The organism is Niabella terrae (genome assembly GCF_054783135.1).
Window position 1 is genome coordinate 181103 of record NZ_BAAGRD010000012.1, and the last position, 20173, is coordinate 201275.

Sequence of the window (20173 nt, forward strand, 5' to 3'; positions counted from 1 at the left end):
TCATCAAAAGCAACCGAGAGCAAATTTAGCGCGTTAAAACAAAATCGATTTTTCAAATCGTACCAAAAATTCATCATTTTGTACCATATTTGGGATTTATCGTATCTTTCTGTTTTATGAGAATGTTCCGGTTGACCTTGCTGATTGCGCTAAACATACTGGCGGTGGTTACTTATGGGCAACCCCTGTACTTTCGCCATTATCAGGTTGAAGACGGCTTATCGACAAACACGGTTATTAGTGCCTTACAGGACAATTTCGGTTTTCTATGGTTGGGAACCTCGGAAGGTTTAAACAGGTTTGATGGTAACCAATTCAAAATATACAGACACCAGCCCGGTAATTCAAAATCATTAAGAAGCAATGCGGTCTTTTGTCTTTTTCAGGACCAGAAAAATCAACTCTGGGTAGGCACTGAAAAAGGCATATTTCGCTACAACTCGCGGACAGATGACTTCGACGCTCCAATTCCGGTACCCTTTAATACCGTCAGGAGTATCTGTGACGACGAATACGGCCAACTGTGGTTCCTACTCGATAATAAACTGTTTTGCTATAACTTTAAACAAAACAAAATCACCCAAAAATACATACCCGGTGTCCGGGAATGTTCGGTACTTTACCGTGACAGCGCTAAACAAGGAATCTGGATCGGAACCACTGACGGAAAAGTAATACATCTCAAAAACAATCATGCCAACGTTTATATTATTCCCGGAAGATCATCAAACAGTATCGAGGCCCTATCTAAATACAAAGAGGACTACCTGCTGATAGGAAGTTCGAAGCAGGGGTTGGTATCACTGGATATTCGGGGAAAAACCTACCGTCACCTGATTCATGACAGCCATGGCGGGAATAATGTTTTCGTTCGAAATATCCTTCCGGTAAACGACAGCAACATTTACGTCAGCACCGAAAACGGCCTGTATATCTATAACTGGCAAACACAATCTTATCGGCTGTTCCAAAAGTCACGCATCAACCCGTTTTCTCTTTCCGATAACGCATTGTATGCATTATGTCAGGACAGTGAAGGTGGCATCTGGATCGGTTCCTTCTTTGGTGGCATCAATTATTTACCCCATACGCCTATTCAATTTGAAAAATTCCTGCCTGGTCCGGATCCGAATTCATTAAGTGGTAATGCGATTAGAGAAATCATTCCCGACATTTCAGGGAAACTATGGATCGGTTCAGAAGACGGCGGGCTCAGCCTCTACGATCCGTCAAATAATCGTTTCGAAAAGTACACCCCCAACACGACTAACCGGCTTTCCAGTTCCAACATACACGGCATGCTGGCCCTGGGCAATTATTTATTGATCGGCACATTTGAAAACGGGCTGGATATTATGGATCTCCGGTTCAGAAAAGTGATTCGAAACTATCCAACAGGTAAAGGTGCGTTTGACCTCAAAATCAACTTTATCAATAAAATTATTCGAAGTAGTTCCGGAGATATTCTCATGTGCACAGCTCAGGGACTCTACCGTTTTGATTTAAAAAACGGCCGATTTTATCTGATATCAAGGCTCCCGACTCATCATTTTTACTCCGCCATTGCTGAAGACAGCAGTGGCACCATCTGGGTGGGAACCCATAACAGTGGTATTTATTATATGAATCGTCAGGATACCGGCAGGCTGATCCTTAAAAATGATCTCGAAAACCGAATTCAGAATACCCGTATACTGTACCTGATGCCGGACACTGACCATCATTTGTGGGTTTGTACCATTGATGGTTTGTTTAATGTAGATCTGGATGCCCGAACTTTTCTGTTCTATCGCGATCAACCGGACGGCCTTCCAGGGAACATTATCTATTCCATCATTAAGGATGATCAGGGGAACTACTGGATACCTGGCTCCCGGGGGCTTGCTTTTATGGAAGCTAAAACGAAAAAAATTAAAATCTTCCGGAAAAACAACGGGCTGTTAAATGATCAGTTTAACTATCATTCGGTTTATAAGGATCCGGAAGGTCGACTCTATATGGGAAGTATTAAAGGGCTCATTAGATTTGATCCTGACCGTATGGATACCAGCGACTATACGCCGCCGGTATATCTTACACAATTGCAGTATCCCGATGCCACACCAGGCCCCGACCCGGACGATAAAATCAGCATTCCATTACTCGCCAGGGAGGATATATCACTTCGACATGACCAGGCCAGTTTCAATATTGATTTCACCGCAATAAATTTTACAGACCCGTCCGGAATATCTTTCGCCTATCAAATTAACAATGGCGACTGGTTCCCCCTGGGCAATGCCAGACAAATAGCCTTTAATAATCAACCCCCGGGTGTTTACAATATCAAAATAAGATCAACAAATGCAGCCGGCGAATGGATGAATAATGAGAAAATGCTCACCGTCGAAATTGACCCTCCCATCTGGAAATCATCGCTCGCCTACCTGTTGTACACTTTGTTAATATTGATCACGGGTCTACTGGTGCTGCGCTATTTATCCAATCGGCAAAGGGAAAAGCAGCGTTATAAAATGGAACTTTTTGCCTTAGGCAAGGAAAAGGAACTTTACGGCGCAAAAATGGATTTTTTTACCGGTATAGCACACGAGATTAAAACGCCGTTGACTTTAATAAAACTACCATTGGAGCACCTGACAAAATCATTGGCAGACAAGCCGGATCTCCGGAAATATCTGCAGATCATGAACAATAATACTGCCCGGTTGCTGGAACTTACCCATCAATTGCTCGATTTCAGAAAGGCAGAGACAGAACAATATCAGTTATTTCTGGTTCCGGTTGATTTGGTAAAAACCATAAAGGAAAGCATCCTGTTTTTTCAACCGGCAATCACAAGAAAAAATATTCAGCTTCACCAGGAACTCCCGGGAAAACCACTTATTGTTGCCGCAGATCAGGAAGCATTGATTAAGATTATCAACAATCTCATAGATAACGCAGTTAAATATTGCAGGCAGGAAATCAGCATTTCCGTTGCCAGGGACCGTTCGGGAAAAATTGCGGTATTAACCATTACTAATGACGGCCCCATTGTCCCAGATCACCTGCAGCAACAGCTTTTTGAGCCTTTCTTCAGATATGCCCGGCAGGACGTTCCGGGAACAGGTCTTGGATTATCACTGGCATCCACGCTCACCGAACTACACAAGGGAAAACTCCGGTATAAAACCGAGGATGGAAAAAACTTATTTATAACCACATTTGAATTAAAACCCACAGGATCGGACAATTATGCAAATCCAGAATAACATACAAAAAAAACGAACCATACTGATCGTTGACGATCATGAGGAAATGCTTTTTTTACTCGAAGATGCACTAAAACAGGATTATGAAATTATTAGTACGGGAAACGGACAAGAGGCACTTTCGCTATTAGGTCACCATCAGATACATCTGATCATCAGTGACGTCATGATGCCTGTCCTGGATGGATTTGAATTCTGTCAAATATTAAAATCAGATGTTGATTTCAGCCATATACCCGTTATTCTATTAACTGCCAAAAACACCTTAAACTCGAAGATAACCGGTTTAAATGTGGGCGCCGATGTTTACATTGAAAAGCCTTTTTCAATGGACTTTCTTAAAGCTCAAATACAAAGTATCCTTATCAACCGCGATAAATTACAATCACATTTTATTAAGTCGCCGACAGCCGACATTACCACCATTGCTTCCGGGACGAAGGACAAGGAATTTCTACAAGAACTGGAACTACAGATTATTGCCCATATGAGTGACCCCAATCTGGATGTTTCATTGCTGGCAAAAGCGATGAACATGAGTCGGACCAGTCTTTACCGTAAAATAAACTCACTTTCTGACCTTTCCCCTTCAGAAATCATCAATCTTACCCGTTTAAAGAAAGCGGTAGAAATTCTCTCAACAAAGAAAATCCGTCTGAGTGAAGTGATTGATGAAGTAGGTTATAGCTCTCTGACGCAGATGGGCAGAAATTTTCAAAAGCATTTCGGATTATCTCCGTCAGAATACATCAAAAAGAATAACCAGCTTTCGTCATCCAGACCTGATCCGTTTACCAGGGAGTAAATTCGCTTTCTTAGGAATCAGTTCTGTTCTGCAGGACCGGCATAAAGCAGAGGAGTCCCTGATACATTAACTTCTTTAATGCTATCTGGCAATTACCATGAAATATTCACTTCCACGCCCTGACTGTGGTTATTAAACTTCAGCAACAGGGTCTTGCTTTGCGGATCCCATTCCTTTTTTAAAATCTCCTCCTCCTGCCCCTGTCTTTTAACTGAAATCTTACGCGGTGATGCAGGTAAGCTGATACGCATCGCATTTACTGTTCCTGAAGGACTGCGCGCCACAAAGCTAAATTGGTGCGCATTGGACAATTCAGAATATTGCCTTGACGCTGATGCCAAAACGCGGGCTCCGCTCCGATCCGCCAATTGCAGATCGTACAGAAAAGCCTGTTCTCCCGGTGATACCATTTTTTGAGGCAGGACCGGAAGTTCGGGGTTAAACAGATCGATAACCGGGCCAGGAATATGCACAGGTTGCCGGCTGGCACTTTCATCCATCACAGCACTGATGATGTAGGGACCTCTTCGCAACAGAAAATTGTTCTTAAATACCAGTTGCCCCTGTTTCGCCTTCAGCTCATAAGCGAGCTTCACCTGATCTATAAAAGCCTGGTCTCCGGCAGGCTGCATGACCAGTTCCTTTGGGTCCTGACGTTTTATACAAACCCAGCCCTTACCCACGGCAACAAATTCACCATCTCTAACCTTTTGGATATCCAGTTTGTGAAAAAGGTCCTCTGCCGGCGCGTTGAAATTCTTGCCTTTCATGTTCCACCATTCGCGGACCTGCTGAAATGGATCGTCATCCCGACCATAGTAGATCAATACCCCGCCGTCCCTGACCCATCGGTTCAATGCGCTGTGGTACTCCTCTTTCATCGGCTTCATATTGGAATAGCTCATGAGCAATACCCGAGTATCTTTTAAGGCTGCTGCATGCACCAGGTTTTCCATATGCACGATTTCCACCGGAACGCCTTTCTTCAACAGGGGTAGTGCCAGACCATAAAAATTTGATAGCTGTGGATCTTCGTAACCTTTATGGGTGGGAAAACGCTGAAACATAAGGGTATTGGACATTAGTATCCCGATACCATGACTGCCCGTTACTTTATTGGCTGACACTGGCATTTGATTCAGGGCATTCACCATAACCTGCATTTGTGTGGCATAGGCCGGAGCGATCGGCTGTCGTTTATCGGATCCTGCTACCGGAAAGCGTCCCTGATAAATCCGGTTCGGCCAGGGCATGACTTCGTAATCCGCCACCTGAGGATATAAAAGTTCGGCAGTAAAAGTGGCCTGATAATTTCTTTTATAATCATCCCAGCTGCGGGACCGATCCTCAATTGGATCAGTAAGTAAATATATTTTCTTCCCCGTAGGTGCTACCATCGAAATCATCGATCCGTATTCCAGAAAAGCATTCTCGAATACCCGTTCTTTGCTGATGCCATTATAATATACCGGCTCGCGTGAAGTTCCCGTCCATACCTGAGCAATATAGCCATCCATATCTTCAATAGAAGCCAGGCTGGCTTCCGGGCTGACGATCGCCCAGGCAGCATAATTCACCAGAGAATGGGTAGGTACAAAGCACTTTACTTTTTTGCCCACAGATCTGCTATACGATTTAATATAATGGAAGCATTCTTTCAGTGCATTATAATAGAGTTGGTATTTCAACTTGGAAGACCACCAAGTGGCCTGCGGGGAGGCATCCTGGGGCTGCCAGTCAAAGCCGTAGAATGACTTCCATTCTTTTTTAAATGCCGTACTATACCCTGCCCTGGCCCAGAATTCCGGCTCTTCGAGATGGATGGCAGTGACACCGGCATCAATAGCCCGCTTTAAATGCGTCTTCATATAACCGAGATAACTTGCTGAGGGAACAATATAGGGTACATTTCTTCCATGCCAGATCGTGTCCCCGTTTAACTGTACCTGCCCCTCATCCAGATGGTTTTTGCCGTCAAAATCGCCCAGAAAATAATCCTGGTATTGTCCCCAGGCGATGCCGGTCATGAAATGTACCTGATAACCCTGATCCCGCCAGCCTTTGACGCGTTGCTCAAAATTTCCGCCGGCATCATTGATCCCATACACAATCGCCACATCTGAACGTACATCATAGACTTCATCGAAAGGCGCTGCAATCTGAAAAGCGGTTTTCTCTTGTGCTGTAGCCGTAGGCATCAGGCCCCAGAAAAAGCAAAAGGTCAGTAGTAGATAAAAAACTCCTTTCATATCGTATTTTTTTATTTGGAAGTCGGCCTCTAAAAAATAAAACTTGCCTTACCCATGGGATAAAGCAAGTCTTCGTCACCAGCAATAGCCACTAGCTACTAATAGAACTGCAGCAGACGCCATTCCGCCTGTTGATAAAGGCTGGACCCATTATTGGCCGTAATCAGCATCCTGTAAAATTTATATTCCCCCGGAGAAGCAATATTGAACCTACGGGTTATTTTTCTGTCTGCGAAGAATTCATCTTTCCGGTCATCGAGCACCACCCAGGTACTACCATCATTGGATCCCACCAACTGCCAGTCTTTGGCATCACGGGTATTGGCGTCATTGGCGGATGACATGTCATAAGCATCAATAAATTTTGGTTCGGGGAACTCCAACTGTACCCATATATCATTGCTGTACTGACAGAGATATTTGGTATCGATACTGCCATCCACCAGTTTGGGTGAATTCTCGTTCTGATTGGAATTTTCCCGGAAAACGGTCAATGTGCCATCTGAAGTCAGATCATGAACCCGGGTAAGTAGCGAATCCATTTTGAAGAGTGCGACAGACAAACTGCTGTCTTTGGTACCACCTGAAATACTGGTAATTTTGATCGGTAACATGTAGTGATAGCCAAACTGGATTTTCTTTCCCTGAATGTCAATGGACAGCGGCTCAGAAGTCTGTGTACCAGCTTTGATAGTCGTCGTTAGACCAGAAATCGAATAGACACTGTCAGGAAACATATAATAACTGTAGCCCAGATAGGCGTTCAACACATTATAAGCATCAATTTGTGCGGGATCCAGTGCAAAATCTACAGTAATATCACTACTTGGGCCGTTAAAACCCGCATAATAAGCACCGAAAGTGACTTGCTGGGGATCATCCATTTTATAAAGTGTCATTACGGACTTATCCTGATAGGCCTGGGGCATATAGACGGTTGCTTCATTCGGCGCGTATAAATCATCATTCTTTACACAGGCCGGAAGTAGAAAAACACCCAGAAGCAGGAACAACAGCGCTTCTATGAATAAGCCTCCCTTGTTTTTTATATAGCTGTTAATTTTCATTTTCTTTATTTTAAAAATTCACGCGATTTCTTTTAGCTGGTATATAACCCGATGTTGTTTACCATCCAGGATTTTGAACCAGATACTTATCCTTCAGTATCTCGTCATTAGGTATCGGCCACAGATAATCCCTTTGCAGGAATCTTCTTTTTTGCACGAGCACTTTTTCATAAAAGGCATCGCCATCAGCGAACGTATTCATCCCGTATACATCTGCACCCATGGTTGATTCTGCGATCATCCAGCGACGCAGGTCAAAATAACGTACATTTTCAAAGGCCAGTTCTATCTGGCGTTCGTGGCGGATCACTTCTCTAACCGTAGACTGGGTAGTCGGTGCTTCTATCTGGTCATCGCCTGCACCGTAGACAGGTAAGCCGGCTCTTTCACGAATGATATTTACATACCGAAGTATATCAGGGTTACCAGGTTCTGCTTCATTGAGTGCCTCGGCGTAATCCAGATAGATTTGCGCTAATCTCAGATAAACCCAGCCCCGGCTTGAATTACCACTATTGGCCAGCTGTTTTCTGACGATATAGCCAGTTGAAGTCACATCCCAGGTGCTTTGTTTCCTACCCGAATTACCGCTTAATTCAAATACCGGGATCACTTCCGTACTGCCTGCCTGATTCTGCCAGTAACTTCTATTATATGTCACTCCGACATAGAAGCGAGCTTCCCGATTTACCCACTGATTAAAAGTTCTTCTTTCCTTGACGTCATAAGGTGATCTGAAATCAGAAAAACCGGAGCTGACATATCCGGATGTAGGATTAGTAATTCTCAGACCATTTCTCATTTCGTAAGCATCCACCATCGACTGATTTACCGACAGAAAACCTGCCCCCTTGGCCACATCGGAAGAATATCCTACCAGCTTGGGGGTAATATCGTACCAGTAGTCTCCGGTACTTGACATGGGTCGACCAAAAATCCACTCTTGATTCCAGTCGGTAACAATGACATTCTTACAGGATTTATAGGCCGCCTTCCAGGGATCCGAATCAGATTCCTTATAAATCGAGTATGTCGGCCCGTCGAATTCATTTAAAAATTCCTGGCCCGCCGTCAATGCACGGGTCCATTTAGAAGCATCATAAGTCTGACTGACCAGCTGCTGACCATCTTTATTTTTTAGTTGAGACAACAGGCTATTGCCATTGAATAACGGACTGGCCGCCAGCATCAATACCTGAAATTTATAGGCTTTACAAACGCCTGTCGTAACCCGACCGTACTCGATAACACTTCCATAAGTTAATGGCATATCAGCACGTTGACCCGTTCCCTGTACAGACTGTTTGATTTCATTATAAGCGGAGTCCAGCTGCTCTACAACATAATTAACGCATTCATCAAAGGGCCTTCTGGCAAAGAAAATCTCGTCACCAGTGCCATTAACTGGCACTTCGTTATCCAGAATAATCACAGGACCGTAAAGGCGCATCATCCAATAGTAGAATATGGCACGCATCGCCCGGGCTTCTCCTTTATAATGAAGCCTGGTCATGGCGTTAACCTCATCGGGATTGGCATTGTCGACTTTCTTGATAAAATCAGTTGCCGTACGCACCGGTTTGTACCAGTTGGTCCAGAAAGTACCGCCCGCATTATTATCCCAGGTACTCTGGTTGAGTGAATTAGACATAACCCAGGACAAAGACCAGTAGTTGGCTTCATCTGAAGCCCCCGTGTAAGGCCCTGCATAATTACTGGGAGCGAACCGGGCGCTGAAATCATCTGGCATATTGGTATAAATCTGCGCCAGATAAGCTCGGGTATTTACCAGTGAACTGAAGATATCTTCTTCCTTCAACACATCATCGGGTACCTGATCCAGGAATTTACTACAGGATGCAAAAAGCATGCTGGCAAAGATGGATAGTAAAATAATTCGAGTTCTCATTGTATATAGTATTTACTAAGAATTAAAAATTAGCCTGAACGCCTATGGATAAATTTCTGGTATTGGGATAAGTATTACCGTTGCCGGTATTCATTTCAGGATCCCATAGTTTAAATTTGCTCCAATACAGCAGATTCACACCTGAGAAATAAATGCGACCGTTTTTCAGTCCGATACTTTTCAGTGAGCCGCTGGGCAGGTTATAACCCAGATCCACCGTTTTCAAACGGATAAAATCTATATCGCGTACCCACCAGGTACTGGCCACATTATTATTCGCAGACGCAGTAGATCCAAAAGCCAGTCTGGGATAAGTCGGATTGGCCACTGGATTAGCTTCGGTCCATCGATCCGTAATGTTCGCATAGACGTTTCCGTCGTTACCGTCACCCGCGAAAGGTACACGGGCAATGCCGCTCAAAGTCCGGTATGCGCCACTGACGCCCTGGAAAAATGCACTTAGGTAGAACTGGCCTACTGTAAAATTAAGTCCAAATCCGTAGACCAGATCCGGTACATCTCCGCGGCTGATTTTAGTCTGATCATAGGCGTTGATCACGCCATCACCATTCAGATCACGGTACTTGAGATCACCCACCCGTGGGTTACCCACATAGGACTGATCGGGACTGTTATCGATCTCTTCCTGAGATTGAAACAAGCCTTCGGCCACATAGCCAAATTGAGCAAGGATATTCTGGCCCCTTCTTTCCTGATAGGGATCTGCATAAGGCGCCTGACGGTTTTCCACCAGTCGGTCCTGATTGTAAGAGAAGGTGCCCCTGAATGAAACAGAGGTTTTGGCCCCCAATTGTACTGGTGAAAGTTCAACGGTTCCATCAAACCCTGACGCATCTACGATACCAAAATTCCCAATCGGGTTGTATTGAAGTCCTGCATAACTTGGGAAATCCGCCCTGGTCAGGAATACCCCGGTACGATGAGAACGGAAATAATCCAGCACAAAAGACAACTTATTCCTGAAAATGTTAAACTCCAGACCCAGATCCTGTGTGTGCGCCGTCGCCCAGGACACATCCGCACCATACTGAGAAATATTAATCCCTGAAACTCCTGTACTGCTACCAGGTTTACCATATGTGATACCCCGGGCATTATCAGTAATCAAAGTCAGGTAACCAAAACGCAAGCCGGTGCCTGGCGCCCCGGCAATACCATTAGAGTAACGTATTTTAAAGAACTGGAATACATTGGACAGCGGTTCGAAAAACTTCTCTTTAGAAAGAACCCAACCTAAACCAATGGAAGGAAAGAATCCAAAACGACGGGACGGTGCATAGTCTTCGGAACCATTATAACCGGCATTCACCTCGGCAAAATACTTGTCGCGGAAGGAATAAGTTACTTTTCCGGCATAATTCTGCTGACGGTGTGGAATAAAATCAGTCCAGGAACTTGAGAACGGATAGATCTGACTCAATTGGTTATACACCAGGGTGGAATAGATATGGTGTTCACCAAAAGTCTTATCATAAATGGCCTGTGCCTGTAAGGTAAACTGCCGGTTCGAACCATTGGAAGTTCCAAAACCCAGGTTATCGGAACCCGCTAGCATTTGTTCCAGATTCAAGGTACCGTCTTCATTATAAGGCTCAGCCTGGTTGAGATAGTACAGGGTTCTGGAACGTGTCCTGTTGTGTGATGAATTATTATATAAGTCAAAAGAGTATAAAGCATTTACGGACAGGCCCGGCACCCAGAAACTAAAGTCCTGCGTAAGACTGGCATTGGTATTCAGTTTTGAATTAAACTGATTGGTATATCCCGTCTGGGTAACGGAAGCCCAGGGATTGGGTGACGGTGTGCTTCCATAAGCGATACCTGAAACCAGATTGCCGGGATACATGGGTGGATAAAAGACGGGACTGGCGTTCATCGCCTGCACAAAAGCCTGGGAAGCTCCCGCACCTGGTTGATTAAAATTGGTGATATAACCACTTACGCCCAGAAAGAATTTGGTCGTTTTGGTCCAGTTCATATCCACATTGGAAGTAAAATTATAACGCTGAAATCTTGTGCCGGAATTATAAGTCACATCCGGATCTGTTTTCAACAATGCTTCTTCGTCATAGTATGCCAGTGAAGTATAAAAACGTGTGTTCTCAGACCCGCCGCTGGCACTGAAATTAAACCGACGGTTATGCGCCACATTATCAAATAGCAAGTCCAGCCAGTCTACATTCGGATACACATAGGGGTTGGCAGTTCCCGAAAGTGTACTATCCATATACTCGTCAGTAAACTGAGGTGCATAGCCGGCTCCGATCATCGCCTCGTTTTTCATCTCCATATAAGTTTTGGCATCCGCCATATCCTGGAGTTTGGTAAACATCGTGATGCCTTCATTATAATTGAACATCAGGTTGACTTTTCCGCTCTTCCCTCTTTTGGTCGTGATCAGAATAACACCATTGGCACCTAAGGAACCGTAGACAGCGGTAGCTGCCGCATCTTTTAAAATAGTAAATGAAGCGATATCCTCGGGATCAATACTGTTCAGATCCCGACCCTGAATACCATCAATAATCACCAGAGCACCACTCGCATTACTACCGAATGTCTGGATACCACGGATCCAGATATCGGCGGAATTACTTCCCGGAAGTCCTGATCGCTGTACCCCTACCAGTCCCGCAATACGGCCTGCCAGCATGGTACTCAGATTGGCCACAGGATGTTTCAGTTCTTCCGCTTTCACGGTAGACTGGGCACCGACCAGGCTTATCTTCTTCTGCTGTCCGTACCCCACGATCACAACGTCCTCCATACTTCCCGCAACCGCTTCCAGGATAATATTTTCCACGATACGTTCGGAAAAAACCCATCGAAAGGTATTATATCCGACAAATGAAGCTGAAAGAGAGTCGCCTTTGGCGGCATTGATCTCATAATGACCATTCTCGTCCGTTATTACCGCCATACCCGAGCGCAGGTTCTGGATAGTAACTCCGGACATTACGGCATTCAGTTTGTCCTTGACGGAACCTGAAATAGCTACTTCATCACCACTGGTAGGGTTCTGAGCGAGAAGAGCTAATGGCATGAATAGTGCCCACACCAGATAAAGCTGTAGTTTTTTAGATTTTAATAAGTGCATAGCGCGATGTTATTTAGCGTTTGATTTCAAAAATGGCATACCCTTTTGTTCTGATTTTCTTTATTTCAACTATCTATGGCAATATAAAGCCACTCCGACTGTCAACCCTCGTCAGGCCTACAGGCTTGAGCTGTCCCGCCACTGAAAGTGGCAGCATCTTCATGTCATTCCATTACATTTTGATTTTGGCAATCTTTTGCTATTATAGCTAAATCGTTTTTTCTAATAAATAAAATAACTTATCCTTAAATAATATATCGTTCCAACTACAATGGATGCAGTTCTGATTTTGAATCCTAAAAGTTGTCTTGTGCCGCATAGCATATGTCATTATAGGATTCGTTTCTCTTTTCCGAATTAAGCATATGAAAAACGATATACACCACCGCAAGCCGAAAGCAAAATCGTTTTTGCGAGTTAAAGTTAACAAACATTTTTAGAATTCCAAATTTTTTTTTAACTTTTCTATAAAAGCAAAACATTATATGCCGGGAAGCCTAAAATATAGGGTTTGGTAATCAGGGGGAATCAGCGCTATTTGCGAAGGGAGTTTCTTCGGATCAGATCTGCTTCCATCAAAATGGTCTGGTTTTTAAAATGGGGAGATGCGTTCATTTGCTGTGTCAGCATCTCTACTCCTTTTTGAGCAATTTCCGCTATGGGCTGATTGATGGCAGTAATGGAAGGGGCATACAATTTAAAAATATCGTGATCATCAAAGGAAAGTACAGCCACCCGAGAAGGTATTTTCCATTTTAATTCCTGAAGAACTTTCAAACCGTCGATTCCCAGATAGTTGGTAGCAAAGAAAATGGCGTCGATATCCTTATTCTTTTTTAGAAAATTTCGGATGCCTTCTACATAGGCGCCCTCATGCGCCGAATAAGGGAGCTTAAGTATCAGACCGGCCTGATACAGTCCGCTCTTTTTGATACTGACCTGAAATGCACTGAGGCGCTCCTTCATCTGCATCATGTCCAAAGCAGTAATTATAAAGGCAATTTTTTTATATCCCTTCTGTACCAGCAGGTCCACCCCTTTGGCGATGCCCTCCCGGTTATCCACCAGCACGCTGGGCAACCCGACTTCCGGAAAATAGCGGTCCAGCAATACCACCGGTTTCTTGCTTTTTTTGAGCTTAATAATTTCCTGTTTCATACCACTCGATGGAGTAATTATGAACCCGTCGACCTGTTTATGTAACATCTTAATCTGTTCTGTACCTTTTTTATCATCATTCTCGGTACTGCAGTAAACAACGCGGTAACCCACCTTATAAGCATTGTCTTCAACTGCTTTTGCCAGCAATGAGAAAAAAGTATTGGATATGTCTTCGACAATTAAACCAATTACGTGGGTCCTACCCGTACGCAGACTGACTGCCGATCGATTGGGCACATAGCCGGTTTCCTTGATGATCTTGCGTATCTTCTTAGCCATTTCTTCGCTAATGCGCATTTCCTTTTCCTTTCCGTTAATCACAAAGGAAACCGTTGAAGGAACCACACCCGCCAGCTTGGCGATATCTTTTATCGAATATTGTGTCATTGCATCAATCGTTATGGTAACAAAACCTTTTTTAATTAGAGGCTCGAAGTTAAGAATATATGCTTTTCAACAGACTGGCCGAAAAATTCAATGCCCCAACGACCTGCCTCCTGCGGCACAATCTTATCTGCCATAGCCAGCAGCAATGCTACAGGTGGAATCCGGAAAGACGGCAATATTTTTCTCAGAAACCGTGTGCGCGCTGAAATACCCCAGTGCCCCCCCCGTAAAATTACTGGCGGGATTAGCGGGTGCAGCCGTTTGCGAAGTCCCCAGGGAACTCTGGTTCAAACTGTACCAGAACAGGTAATTGGGTTCATCGATACATTGCATCACTACCCGAAGCTGATCGCATTTGTGAAGGGTATATTCCTCATCAAAAATCAACAGCTCATTGACTACGGTTCTGCCGTTCAACAACAAATCATTCAACAGAAACAGGTTGGTTTCTTTACGACCATCAACATACTGAATAAACCGATAGGCATTCCCGGTTGCTTTCGGATCCGTGAACTGCACGGTGGCCACCATCTTCTGGCTCCCCAAAAAGGTCCGTTTCGTAACATAGAGGCTATCAATTTCTACTTTTGCCGGCATTGTGGAACTGGCGGTATACACTTTGGCAATCCCCGGATCCAGATTAGCGGCACCCGTAAGATCTACCCTTAAGGTATAGGTCTGACCGGAACGGCCCGAAAAACGTGCCCGGTATACACCGGCATCCTCTGTCTCGGCCAATTCTATTAATTGTCCGTTGGTTTGTGACAGGGTGACACGGGCCCGACGAATACCTTCCAGATCAACCGTATCTTCAAAATTGCTGGTTGTTGAAATACGAACCCGGCAGATACTGTCATCTGTCAGCATACCTTCAATAACAACCCGCTTTTGGGCATGCTCGATATTTACCTCAATAACCCGTTCACAACCCGTTGCCGCTACTATACATAAGGCGATAATTATCAGGCAATATAGAAAACGGGTATTCAAAATCTTATTTTAATTTAAAATTATAGGAAATCGAAGGTACAAAACGGAACAATGAAGTCTGTACGGCTTCCGTACGGTTGGGATCCGCCTCACTCTGCCGGAACGTAATAATATATGGATTCTCCCGTCCATAAGCGTTGAAAAGACTCAGTGCCAGTTCCGAACGGAACTTTTTATTCTCTTTCAATAACCATACCGCACCCAGATCCAGGCGGTGGTAATCCGGCATACGATAGGCATTTCTCCGGGTATAATAAAACACGATCTGGTTATCAACGACATATTTCCCACTGGGAAAGGTAACCGCATCACCGGTATAATAGATCCAGTTGGCAGAAAGATTCCAACGCCTGCCTAACTGATAATTAAATACGATGGAGAAATCATGGGTTCTGTCCTGACGGGCATTGTACCATTGCCCCTCATTGATGCCGGCAATCTGGCGCTCGGTTTTAGAAAGTGTATAACTTATCCATCCGGTCGCTTTACCCGTCTTCTTCTTCAGCAATAACTCCAGGCCATAAGCCCGCCCAATCCCAAACAGTATCTGTGATTCTATCGCATCATTGGTAAATACATCTGCCCCCGTCCGGTAATCAATCTGATTATACATTTCCTTATAATAAGCCTCCGTAGTCAGTTCATAACGGTTACCGCTCAGATTTTTATACCAGCCCAGCGATACCATATCCGACACTTCAGGTTTAATGATATTGGTACTTGCCAGCCATTTGTCTGTAGGGGCACTGGTGGTGGAATTGGCGATCAGGTGGAGGTTCTGCACGTTTCTGACATAGGCCGCTTTCAGTGAAGAGGAATTACTGAGTAAGAAACTGGCCGAAAGCCGGGGTTCCGGGTTGACATAACGTTTTACCAGCGCACCCCGTTGGTACCGCAGGGTATCCGTCACACGACCTGTCCCATCCAGCTTATAAAAATCTCCAGGTCCGTATATGTCAAAGGCAGTAAGCCGAATACCGGCTGTAAGATTAATCCGGTCAGAAACCTTCCAGGTATCACTCAGGAATCCTGCATTCTCCCAGGAGTACCGCGTCTGCAGGTAAAAATTGTTGTAGGAAGTCTGACCGGAAGAAGTTACTTCACCCGGTTTGATGGTGTGAAAGATAGAATTAAATCCCACCCGGATGGTATGCCGGCTGCCTGCATACCATTGAAATTCCTGTTTAAGATTCAGGTCACGGATTTTTGAAGAAATATTCAGATCATTATTGGTATTATTAATGCTGATTTTATAATCAAAATCACTGTATATAAATGAAGTATTCGAAAAAAGTCTATTATTGAAAATATGATTCCACCGAAAGGTTCCGGTGATATTACCCCAATCCAGCCCAAACTGTTTATCCAGACTCAGATAGTCCCTTCCCAAATATCCGGACAAATACAAATTATCCCGTTTGCCGATACTGTAATTCAGTTTCGCATTATAATCATAGAAATACAGCTTATTCTTCCGGATCGTGGTATCTCTGGCCAGTGGGGTAAATAAATCCGCGTAAGTCCGGCGACCGGACAGTAAAAAAGAAGAGCGCCCTTTCTGTATCGGTCCTTCCAGATTGAGTTTCGCTGATATCAGTCCGACCCCGCCGCTGAGTTCAAAATTCTGATTATTGCCTTCATTCATTTTTACATCCAGGACGGAAGAAAGCCGGCCACCGTACTGGGCGGGCATCGCCCCTTTGTACACCGTAACGTCCTTGATTACATCGGCGTTGAAAGTGGAAAAAAAGCCCAGAAGATGTGAAGCATTATACACCTGGGCTTCATCCAGCAATATGAGGTTCTGATCGGAACTTCCTCCTCGGACATAAAAACCACTGTTACCATCTCCTGCGGGTTTGATGCCCGGTAATAACTGGATAGCTTTCAGAATATCTCTTTCTCCCAACAGCATGGGAATATTCTTGATCTCTGTCATGGTCAGACGCTCTACACCCATCTGGGTCCCCCGGATGGTACGCCCCTTGGCAGAAGCGGTCACATTGACATTCTCCAGGTCTTTGACTATTTCTTTCAGAAAGATGTTCTTACGGAGATCTCCAGTGACAGCCACAGTGTCGGTGAGGGTCTCATAGCCAATTGCGGAATATTCCAGGACATAAGTTCCTGCATTCAGGGTAATGGAATAAAAGCCGTATTCATTACTAACGGTACCATCTGTGGCTGCCACCGGGCGAACACTTGCGTTAATTACGGTTTCTCCGGTCCTTTCAGACCGTATCACCCCACTAACGGTATGCTTCTGTTGCCCGAAACCAAGCGTCGCAATACCCGTCGTATAAATTAGTAATAATAACCGCTTCATCTGTGATTTACCTGGACTTTGAGAAGGGAAAGATAACAGATAATGCTGATACCCTCGCTGAATCGAACCCGTAATTTCAGGGCAATTCGGTTCTTTAACAAATTACCAACCGGTTTCTTAACTGCCCGAAGCAGCTGATTCAGATTTCAATAGTCTGATACAGGTTTCCAGGCTGGATTTCCATTCCGGGATTTCAAGATTCCAGGTTGATTTGATCCTGGATTTATCGAGTACGCTCCAGGCCGGTCTTTGGGCAGCAGTGGGATATTCGGATCCCGGGATCCCCTGAATAGTACATTCCGCACCCGAAATTTCCCGGATGGCCTGCGCAAATTCAAACCAACTAATCTGGCCTTCATTACTGTAATGATAAATACCGCCCACCCATTTACCACTTGCGATAATCTTTAAAATGGCGATGGCAAGATCCGCGGCATAAGTTGGCGATCCCAGCTGATCGGCCACTACATTCAATTCCGGTCGGGACTGCATCAGTCGCAACATGGTTTTTACAAAATTATTTCCGAACCGGCTGTATACCCAGGCCGTACGGATAACGATGGAATCTTCGAGTTGTAATGCCCGCTGTTCTCCTTCCAGTTTAGTACGGCCATACACACTCACCGGGCCGGTGGGATCCGTTTCTTTATAAGGGCGGTTGGCGGTTCCGTCAAACACATAGTCTGTAGAAATCTGGATCAAACGGCTGTGCACATTACGACAGGCTTCGGCCAGATAGGATACCGCATCAGCGTTGAGGGCCTGCACCCCGGGTAATTCCAAAGGATCCTCTGCTTTATCGACTGCCGTGTAGGCGGCACAATTGATACAATAATCAGGTTGATGCTGACGGAAATAATCGAGTACGGCCTGTCGGTCCGTAACCGGTAGTTCCTCCCGTCCGGCGAATAAAAACCGAAACTCCGGGTATTCGGTCGCCGCGCTTCGAATCTCGGAACCCAGCTGGCCGCGGGCACCCGTTACCAAAATAGTGGGTTGCATAGTTTCAAATTTTCAAGGCCCGAATCATTCCTTTCTGTACACTTTCAGGACGATCCGGACTACCAGGTAAAATTATTGGTTGCTCCCTCCAATACAGGAAGCAACTGATCTTTTTGTGAAACAATGACTTTATCTTCCGGTATCCTCCAATCGATATCAAGAGACGGATCATTGTAAATGATGCCCGCCTCCTGTTCTTTATGATAGAGGTTATCACATTTGTATAATACCGTAGCCGTATCGCTCAACACCGAAAAACCATGGGCAAAACCCGGAGGGATCAATAGTTGCTTCTTATTCTCGGCGGATAATTCGATGGCAAAATGCCGGCCATAGGTTGGTGAACCTTTCCGGATGTCCACAGCAATATCCAGGATGCGTCCGGTCAGTGCCCGTACCAGTTTACACTGGGCATACGGTTGCAGTTGATAATGCAGCCCCCGGATTACCCCATAGCCGGAGAAAGACTGATTGTCCTGTACAAATCGGTAATCTACACCCGCGGCAGTGCAGGTGTCCAGATTGTATGCTTCATAAAAATAGCCGCGGTCATCTTCAAAGACGCGGGGCTCAAAAATCAGCAGGTCCCTGAATGGCGTTTCGGTAAATGGCATGGCTTATAAACTATAATATGCCCTGTTAGTAATTTTATTTCTGAAAATTCCTTTTAAGTCAGCAATGAGGGCCTTTTCACGGGTTATTCCGCTAAAATAGGCTTCGTCGAGCTGCTGGTATTCATTATGAGGAACAGCGACCACTACAGCATCATAATCATTATCAAGCGTTTGCTCCAACCCAAATCCATATTCATGTTCCAGTTCCGCAGAGTCTGCGTAAGGGTCTTCTACGTGGACCTGTACAGAAAAATCACGAAGCGCCTGCACGACGTCCGCCACTTTAGAATTACGGATATCGCTGACATTCTCTTTAAAAGTAGCCCCTTTTACCAGGACTTTAGCCAGTTTCACGTCGGTACCGTTTTTAATAATATGTTTGACCACTTTTTCAGCTACAAGTTTCGGCATATTATCATTGATACTTCTGCCTGCCAGGATCACTTCGGCTCTATAACCCAGCTGACTGGCTTTGTAGGTAAGGTAATAGGGATCCACACCAATACAGTGCCCGCCTACCAGACCGGGCTGGAACTTTAAGAAATTCCATTTGGTACCGGCTGCTTCCAGTACTTCATAGGTATTGATCTTCATTTTATCGAAAATCACCGACAGTTCATTCATCAGGGCAATGTTCAGGTCCCTTTGGGTATTCTCGATAATCTTGGCTGCTTCAGCAACCTTGATTGATGAAGCCCGGTGTACACCAGCTTCAATGACCAGTTCGTATACTTTGGCAATTTCTTCCAGTGATTCATCATCACATCCGGAAACCACTTTTACGATCTTGGACAGGGTATGCTTTTTATCACCCGGATTAATCCGCTCGGGCGAATAACCCAGTTTAAAATCTGTTACATTTTTCAATCCGGAAAGCGATTCGATGACCGGAAGACAGTCTTCTTCGGTACAACCGGGGTAAACAGTGGATTCAAACACCACATAGTCCCCTTTCTTGATAACCTTACCGATGGTTTCAGATGCTTTCAGCACCGGATTCAAATCAGGAATATTCCTTCTATCTACCGGTGTGGGCACCGCGACAATATAAAATTTTGCTTCTTTGAGCACATCCAGTGAACTGGTAAATGTAATATCACAACCCTCAAATTCGCTTTTTTCCAATTCATTGCTCGGGTCGATCCCCTGACGCATCAGTTCCACCCTGTTTTCATTGATATCAAACCCAATAACGGATATTTTCTTGGCAAAGGCCAGGGCAATGGGTAACCCTACATAACCCAGACCGATGACGGCTAGCTTTTCCTGTTTAGACTCTAGTTCTTTAAACATG

At 44.8% G+C, this 20173-nt stretch carries 12 protein-coding genes; 2 read left to right on the plus strand and 10 right to left on the minus strand.

Annotated features, from left to right (window positions below):
* The first annotated feature begins 116 nt into the window (after window positions 1–116).
* The gene (locus ACYVI9_RS13745; RefSeq protein WP_460765339.1) at window positions 117–3251 is read left to right on the plus strand and encodes a ligand-binding sensor domain-containing protein; all 3135 of its coding nucleotides are present in this window, start codon (window positions 117–119) and stop codon (window positions 3249–3251) included.
* A complete protein-coding gene (locus ACYVI9_RS13750) occupies window positions 3235–4056 on the plus strand; it encodes a response regulator transcription factor (protein WP_460765341.1) in 822 nt (273 codons plus the stop codon). The genes ACYVI9_RS13745 and ACYVI9_RS13750 overlap by 17 nt, the downstream gene beginning before the upstream one ends.
* A 92-nt stretch (window positions 4057–4148) precedes the next feature.
* Here ACYVI9_RS13750 and ACYVI9_RS13755 read toward each other — a convergent pair whose 3' ends face one another.
* The 10 genes from ACYVI9_RS13755 to ACYVI9_RS13800 form a co-directional block, all read right to left on the minus strand.
* Window positions 4149–6305: a hypothetical protein gene (locus ACYVI9_RS13755; RefSeq protein ID WP_460765343.1), complete on the minus strand. Its 2157-nt coding sequence runs from the start codon at window positions 6303–6305 to the stop codon at window positions 4149–4151.
* 98 nt (window positions 6306–6403) lie between these two features.
* A complete protein-coding gene (locus tag ACYVI9_RS13760) occupies window positions 6404–7372 on the minus strand; it encodes a BT_3987 domain-containing protein (protein WP_460765345.1) in 969 nt (322 codons plus the stop codon).
* 58 nt (window positions 7373–7430) lie between these two features.
* Entirely contained in the window at window positions 7431–9281 is a 1851-nt protein-coding gene (locus tag ACYVI9_RS13765; RefSeq protein ID WP_460765347.1) for a RagB/SusD family nutrient uptake outer membrane protein, read from the minus strand.
* 22 nt (window positions 9282–9303) lie between these two features.
* Complete coding sequence (locus ACYVI9_RS13770) at window positions 9304–12399, minus strand: SusC/RagA family TonB-linked outer membrane protein (protein ID WP_460765349.1); 3096 nt, start codon at window positions 12397–12399, stop codon at window positions 9304–9306.
* 534 nt (window positions 12400–12933) lie between these two features.
* Window positions 12934–13947 carry a LacI family DNA-binding transcriptional regulator gene (locus tag ACYVI9_RS13775; RefSeq protein ID WP_460765351.1) on the minus strand — a complete coding sequence of 338 codons (1014 nt, stop codon included), beginning with the start codon at window positions 13945–13947 and terminating at the stop codon, window positions 12934–12936.
* A gap of 123 nt (window positions 13948–14070) precedes the next feature.
* Window positions 14071–14937, minus strand: coding sequence for a DUF4249 domain-containing protein (locus ACYVI9_RS13780; RefSeq protein WP_460765353.1), 867 nt, complete (start codon window positions 14935–14937; stop codon window positions 14071–14073).
* 4 nt (window positions 14938–14941) lie between these two features.
* Window positions 14942–17263: a TonB-dependent receptor gene (locus ACYVI9_RS13785; RefSeq protein ID WP_460765355.1), complete on the minus strand. Its 2322-nt coding sequence runs from the start codon at window positions 17261–17263 to the stop codon at window positions 14942–14944.
* 117 nt (window positions 17264–17380) lie between these two features.
* Window positions 17381–18265: a dTDP-4-dehydrorhamnose reductase gene (gene rfbD, locus ACYVI9_RS13790; RefSeq protein WP_460765357.1), complete on the minus strand. Its 885-nt coding sequence runs from the start codon at window positions 18263–18265 to the stop codon at window positions 17381–17383.
* Between the two features lie 59 nt (window positions 18266–18324).
* Window positions 18325–18879, minus strand: coding sequence for a dTDP-4-dehydrorhamnose 3,5-epimerase (gene rfbC, locus ACYVI9_RS13795; protein ID WP_460765359.1), 555 nt, complete (start codon window positions 18877–18879; stop codon window positions 18325–18327).
* 3 nt (window positions 18880–18882) lie between these two features.
* Window positions 18883–20172: a nucleotide sugar dehydrogenase gene (locus tag ACYVI9_RS13800; protein WP_460765361.1), complete on the minus strand. Its 1290-nt coding sequence runs from the start codon at window positions 20170–20172 to the stop codon at window positions 18883–18885.
* Between the last annotated feature and the right edge of the window lies 1 nt (window position 20173).

Coding starts and splice junctions, on each gene's coding strand:
- ACYVI9_RS13755 (WP_460765343.1), bottom strand. CDS start 6,305: ATGAAAGGAGTTTTTTATCTACTACTGACCTTTTGCTTTTTCTGGGGC.
- ACYVI9_RS13745 (WP_460765339.1), top strand. CDS start 117: ATGAGAATGTTCCGGTTGACCTTGCTGATTGCGCTAAACATACTGGCG.
- rfbD (WP_460765357.1), bottom strand. CDS start 18,265: ATGCAACCCACTATTTTGGTAACGGGTGCCCGCGGCCAGCTGGGTTCC.
- ACYVI9_RS13785 (WP_460765355.1), bottom strand. CDS start 17,263: ATGAAGCGGTTATTATTACTAATTTATACGACGGGTATTGCGACGCTT.
- ACYVI9_RS13760 (WP_460765345.1), bottom strand. CDS start 7,372: ATGAAAATTAACAGCTATATAAAAAACAAGGGAGGCTTATTCATAGAA.
- ACYVI9_RS13770 (WP_460765349.1), bottom strand. CDS start 12,399: ATGCACTTATTAAAATCTAAAAAACTACAGCTTTATCTGGTGTGGGCA.
- ACYVI9_RS13765 (WP_460765347.1), bottom strand. CDS start 9,281: ATGAGAACTCGAATTATTTTACTATCCATCTTTGCCAGCATGCTTTTT.
- rfbC (WP_460765359.1), bottom strand. CDS start 18,879: ATGCCATTTACCGAAACGCCATTCAGGGACCTGCTGATTTTTGAGCCC.
- ACYVI9_RS13800 (WP_460765361.1), bottom strand. CDS start 20,172: ATGTTTAAAGAACTAGAGTCTAAACAGGAAAAGCTAGCCGTCATCGGT.
- ACYVI9_RS13750 (WP_460765341.1), top strand. CDS start 3,235: ATGCAAATCCAGAATAACATACAAAAAAAACGAACCATACTGATCGTT.
- ACYVI9_RS13775 (WP_460765351.1), bottom strand. CDS start 13,947: ATGACACAATATTCGATAAAAGATATCGCCAAGCTGGCGGGTGTGGTT.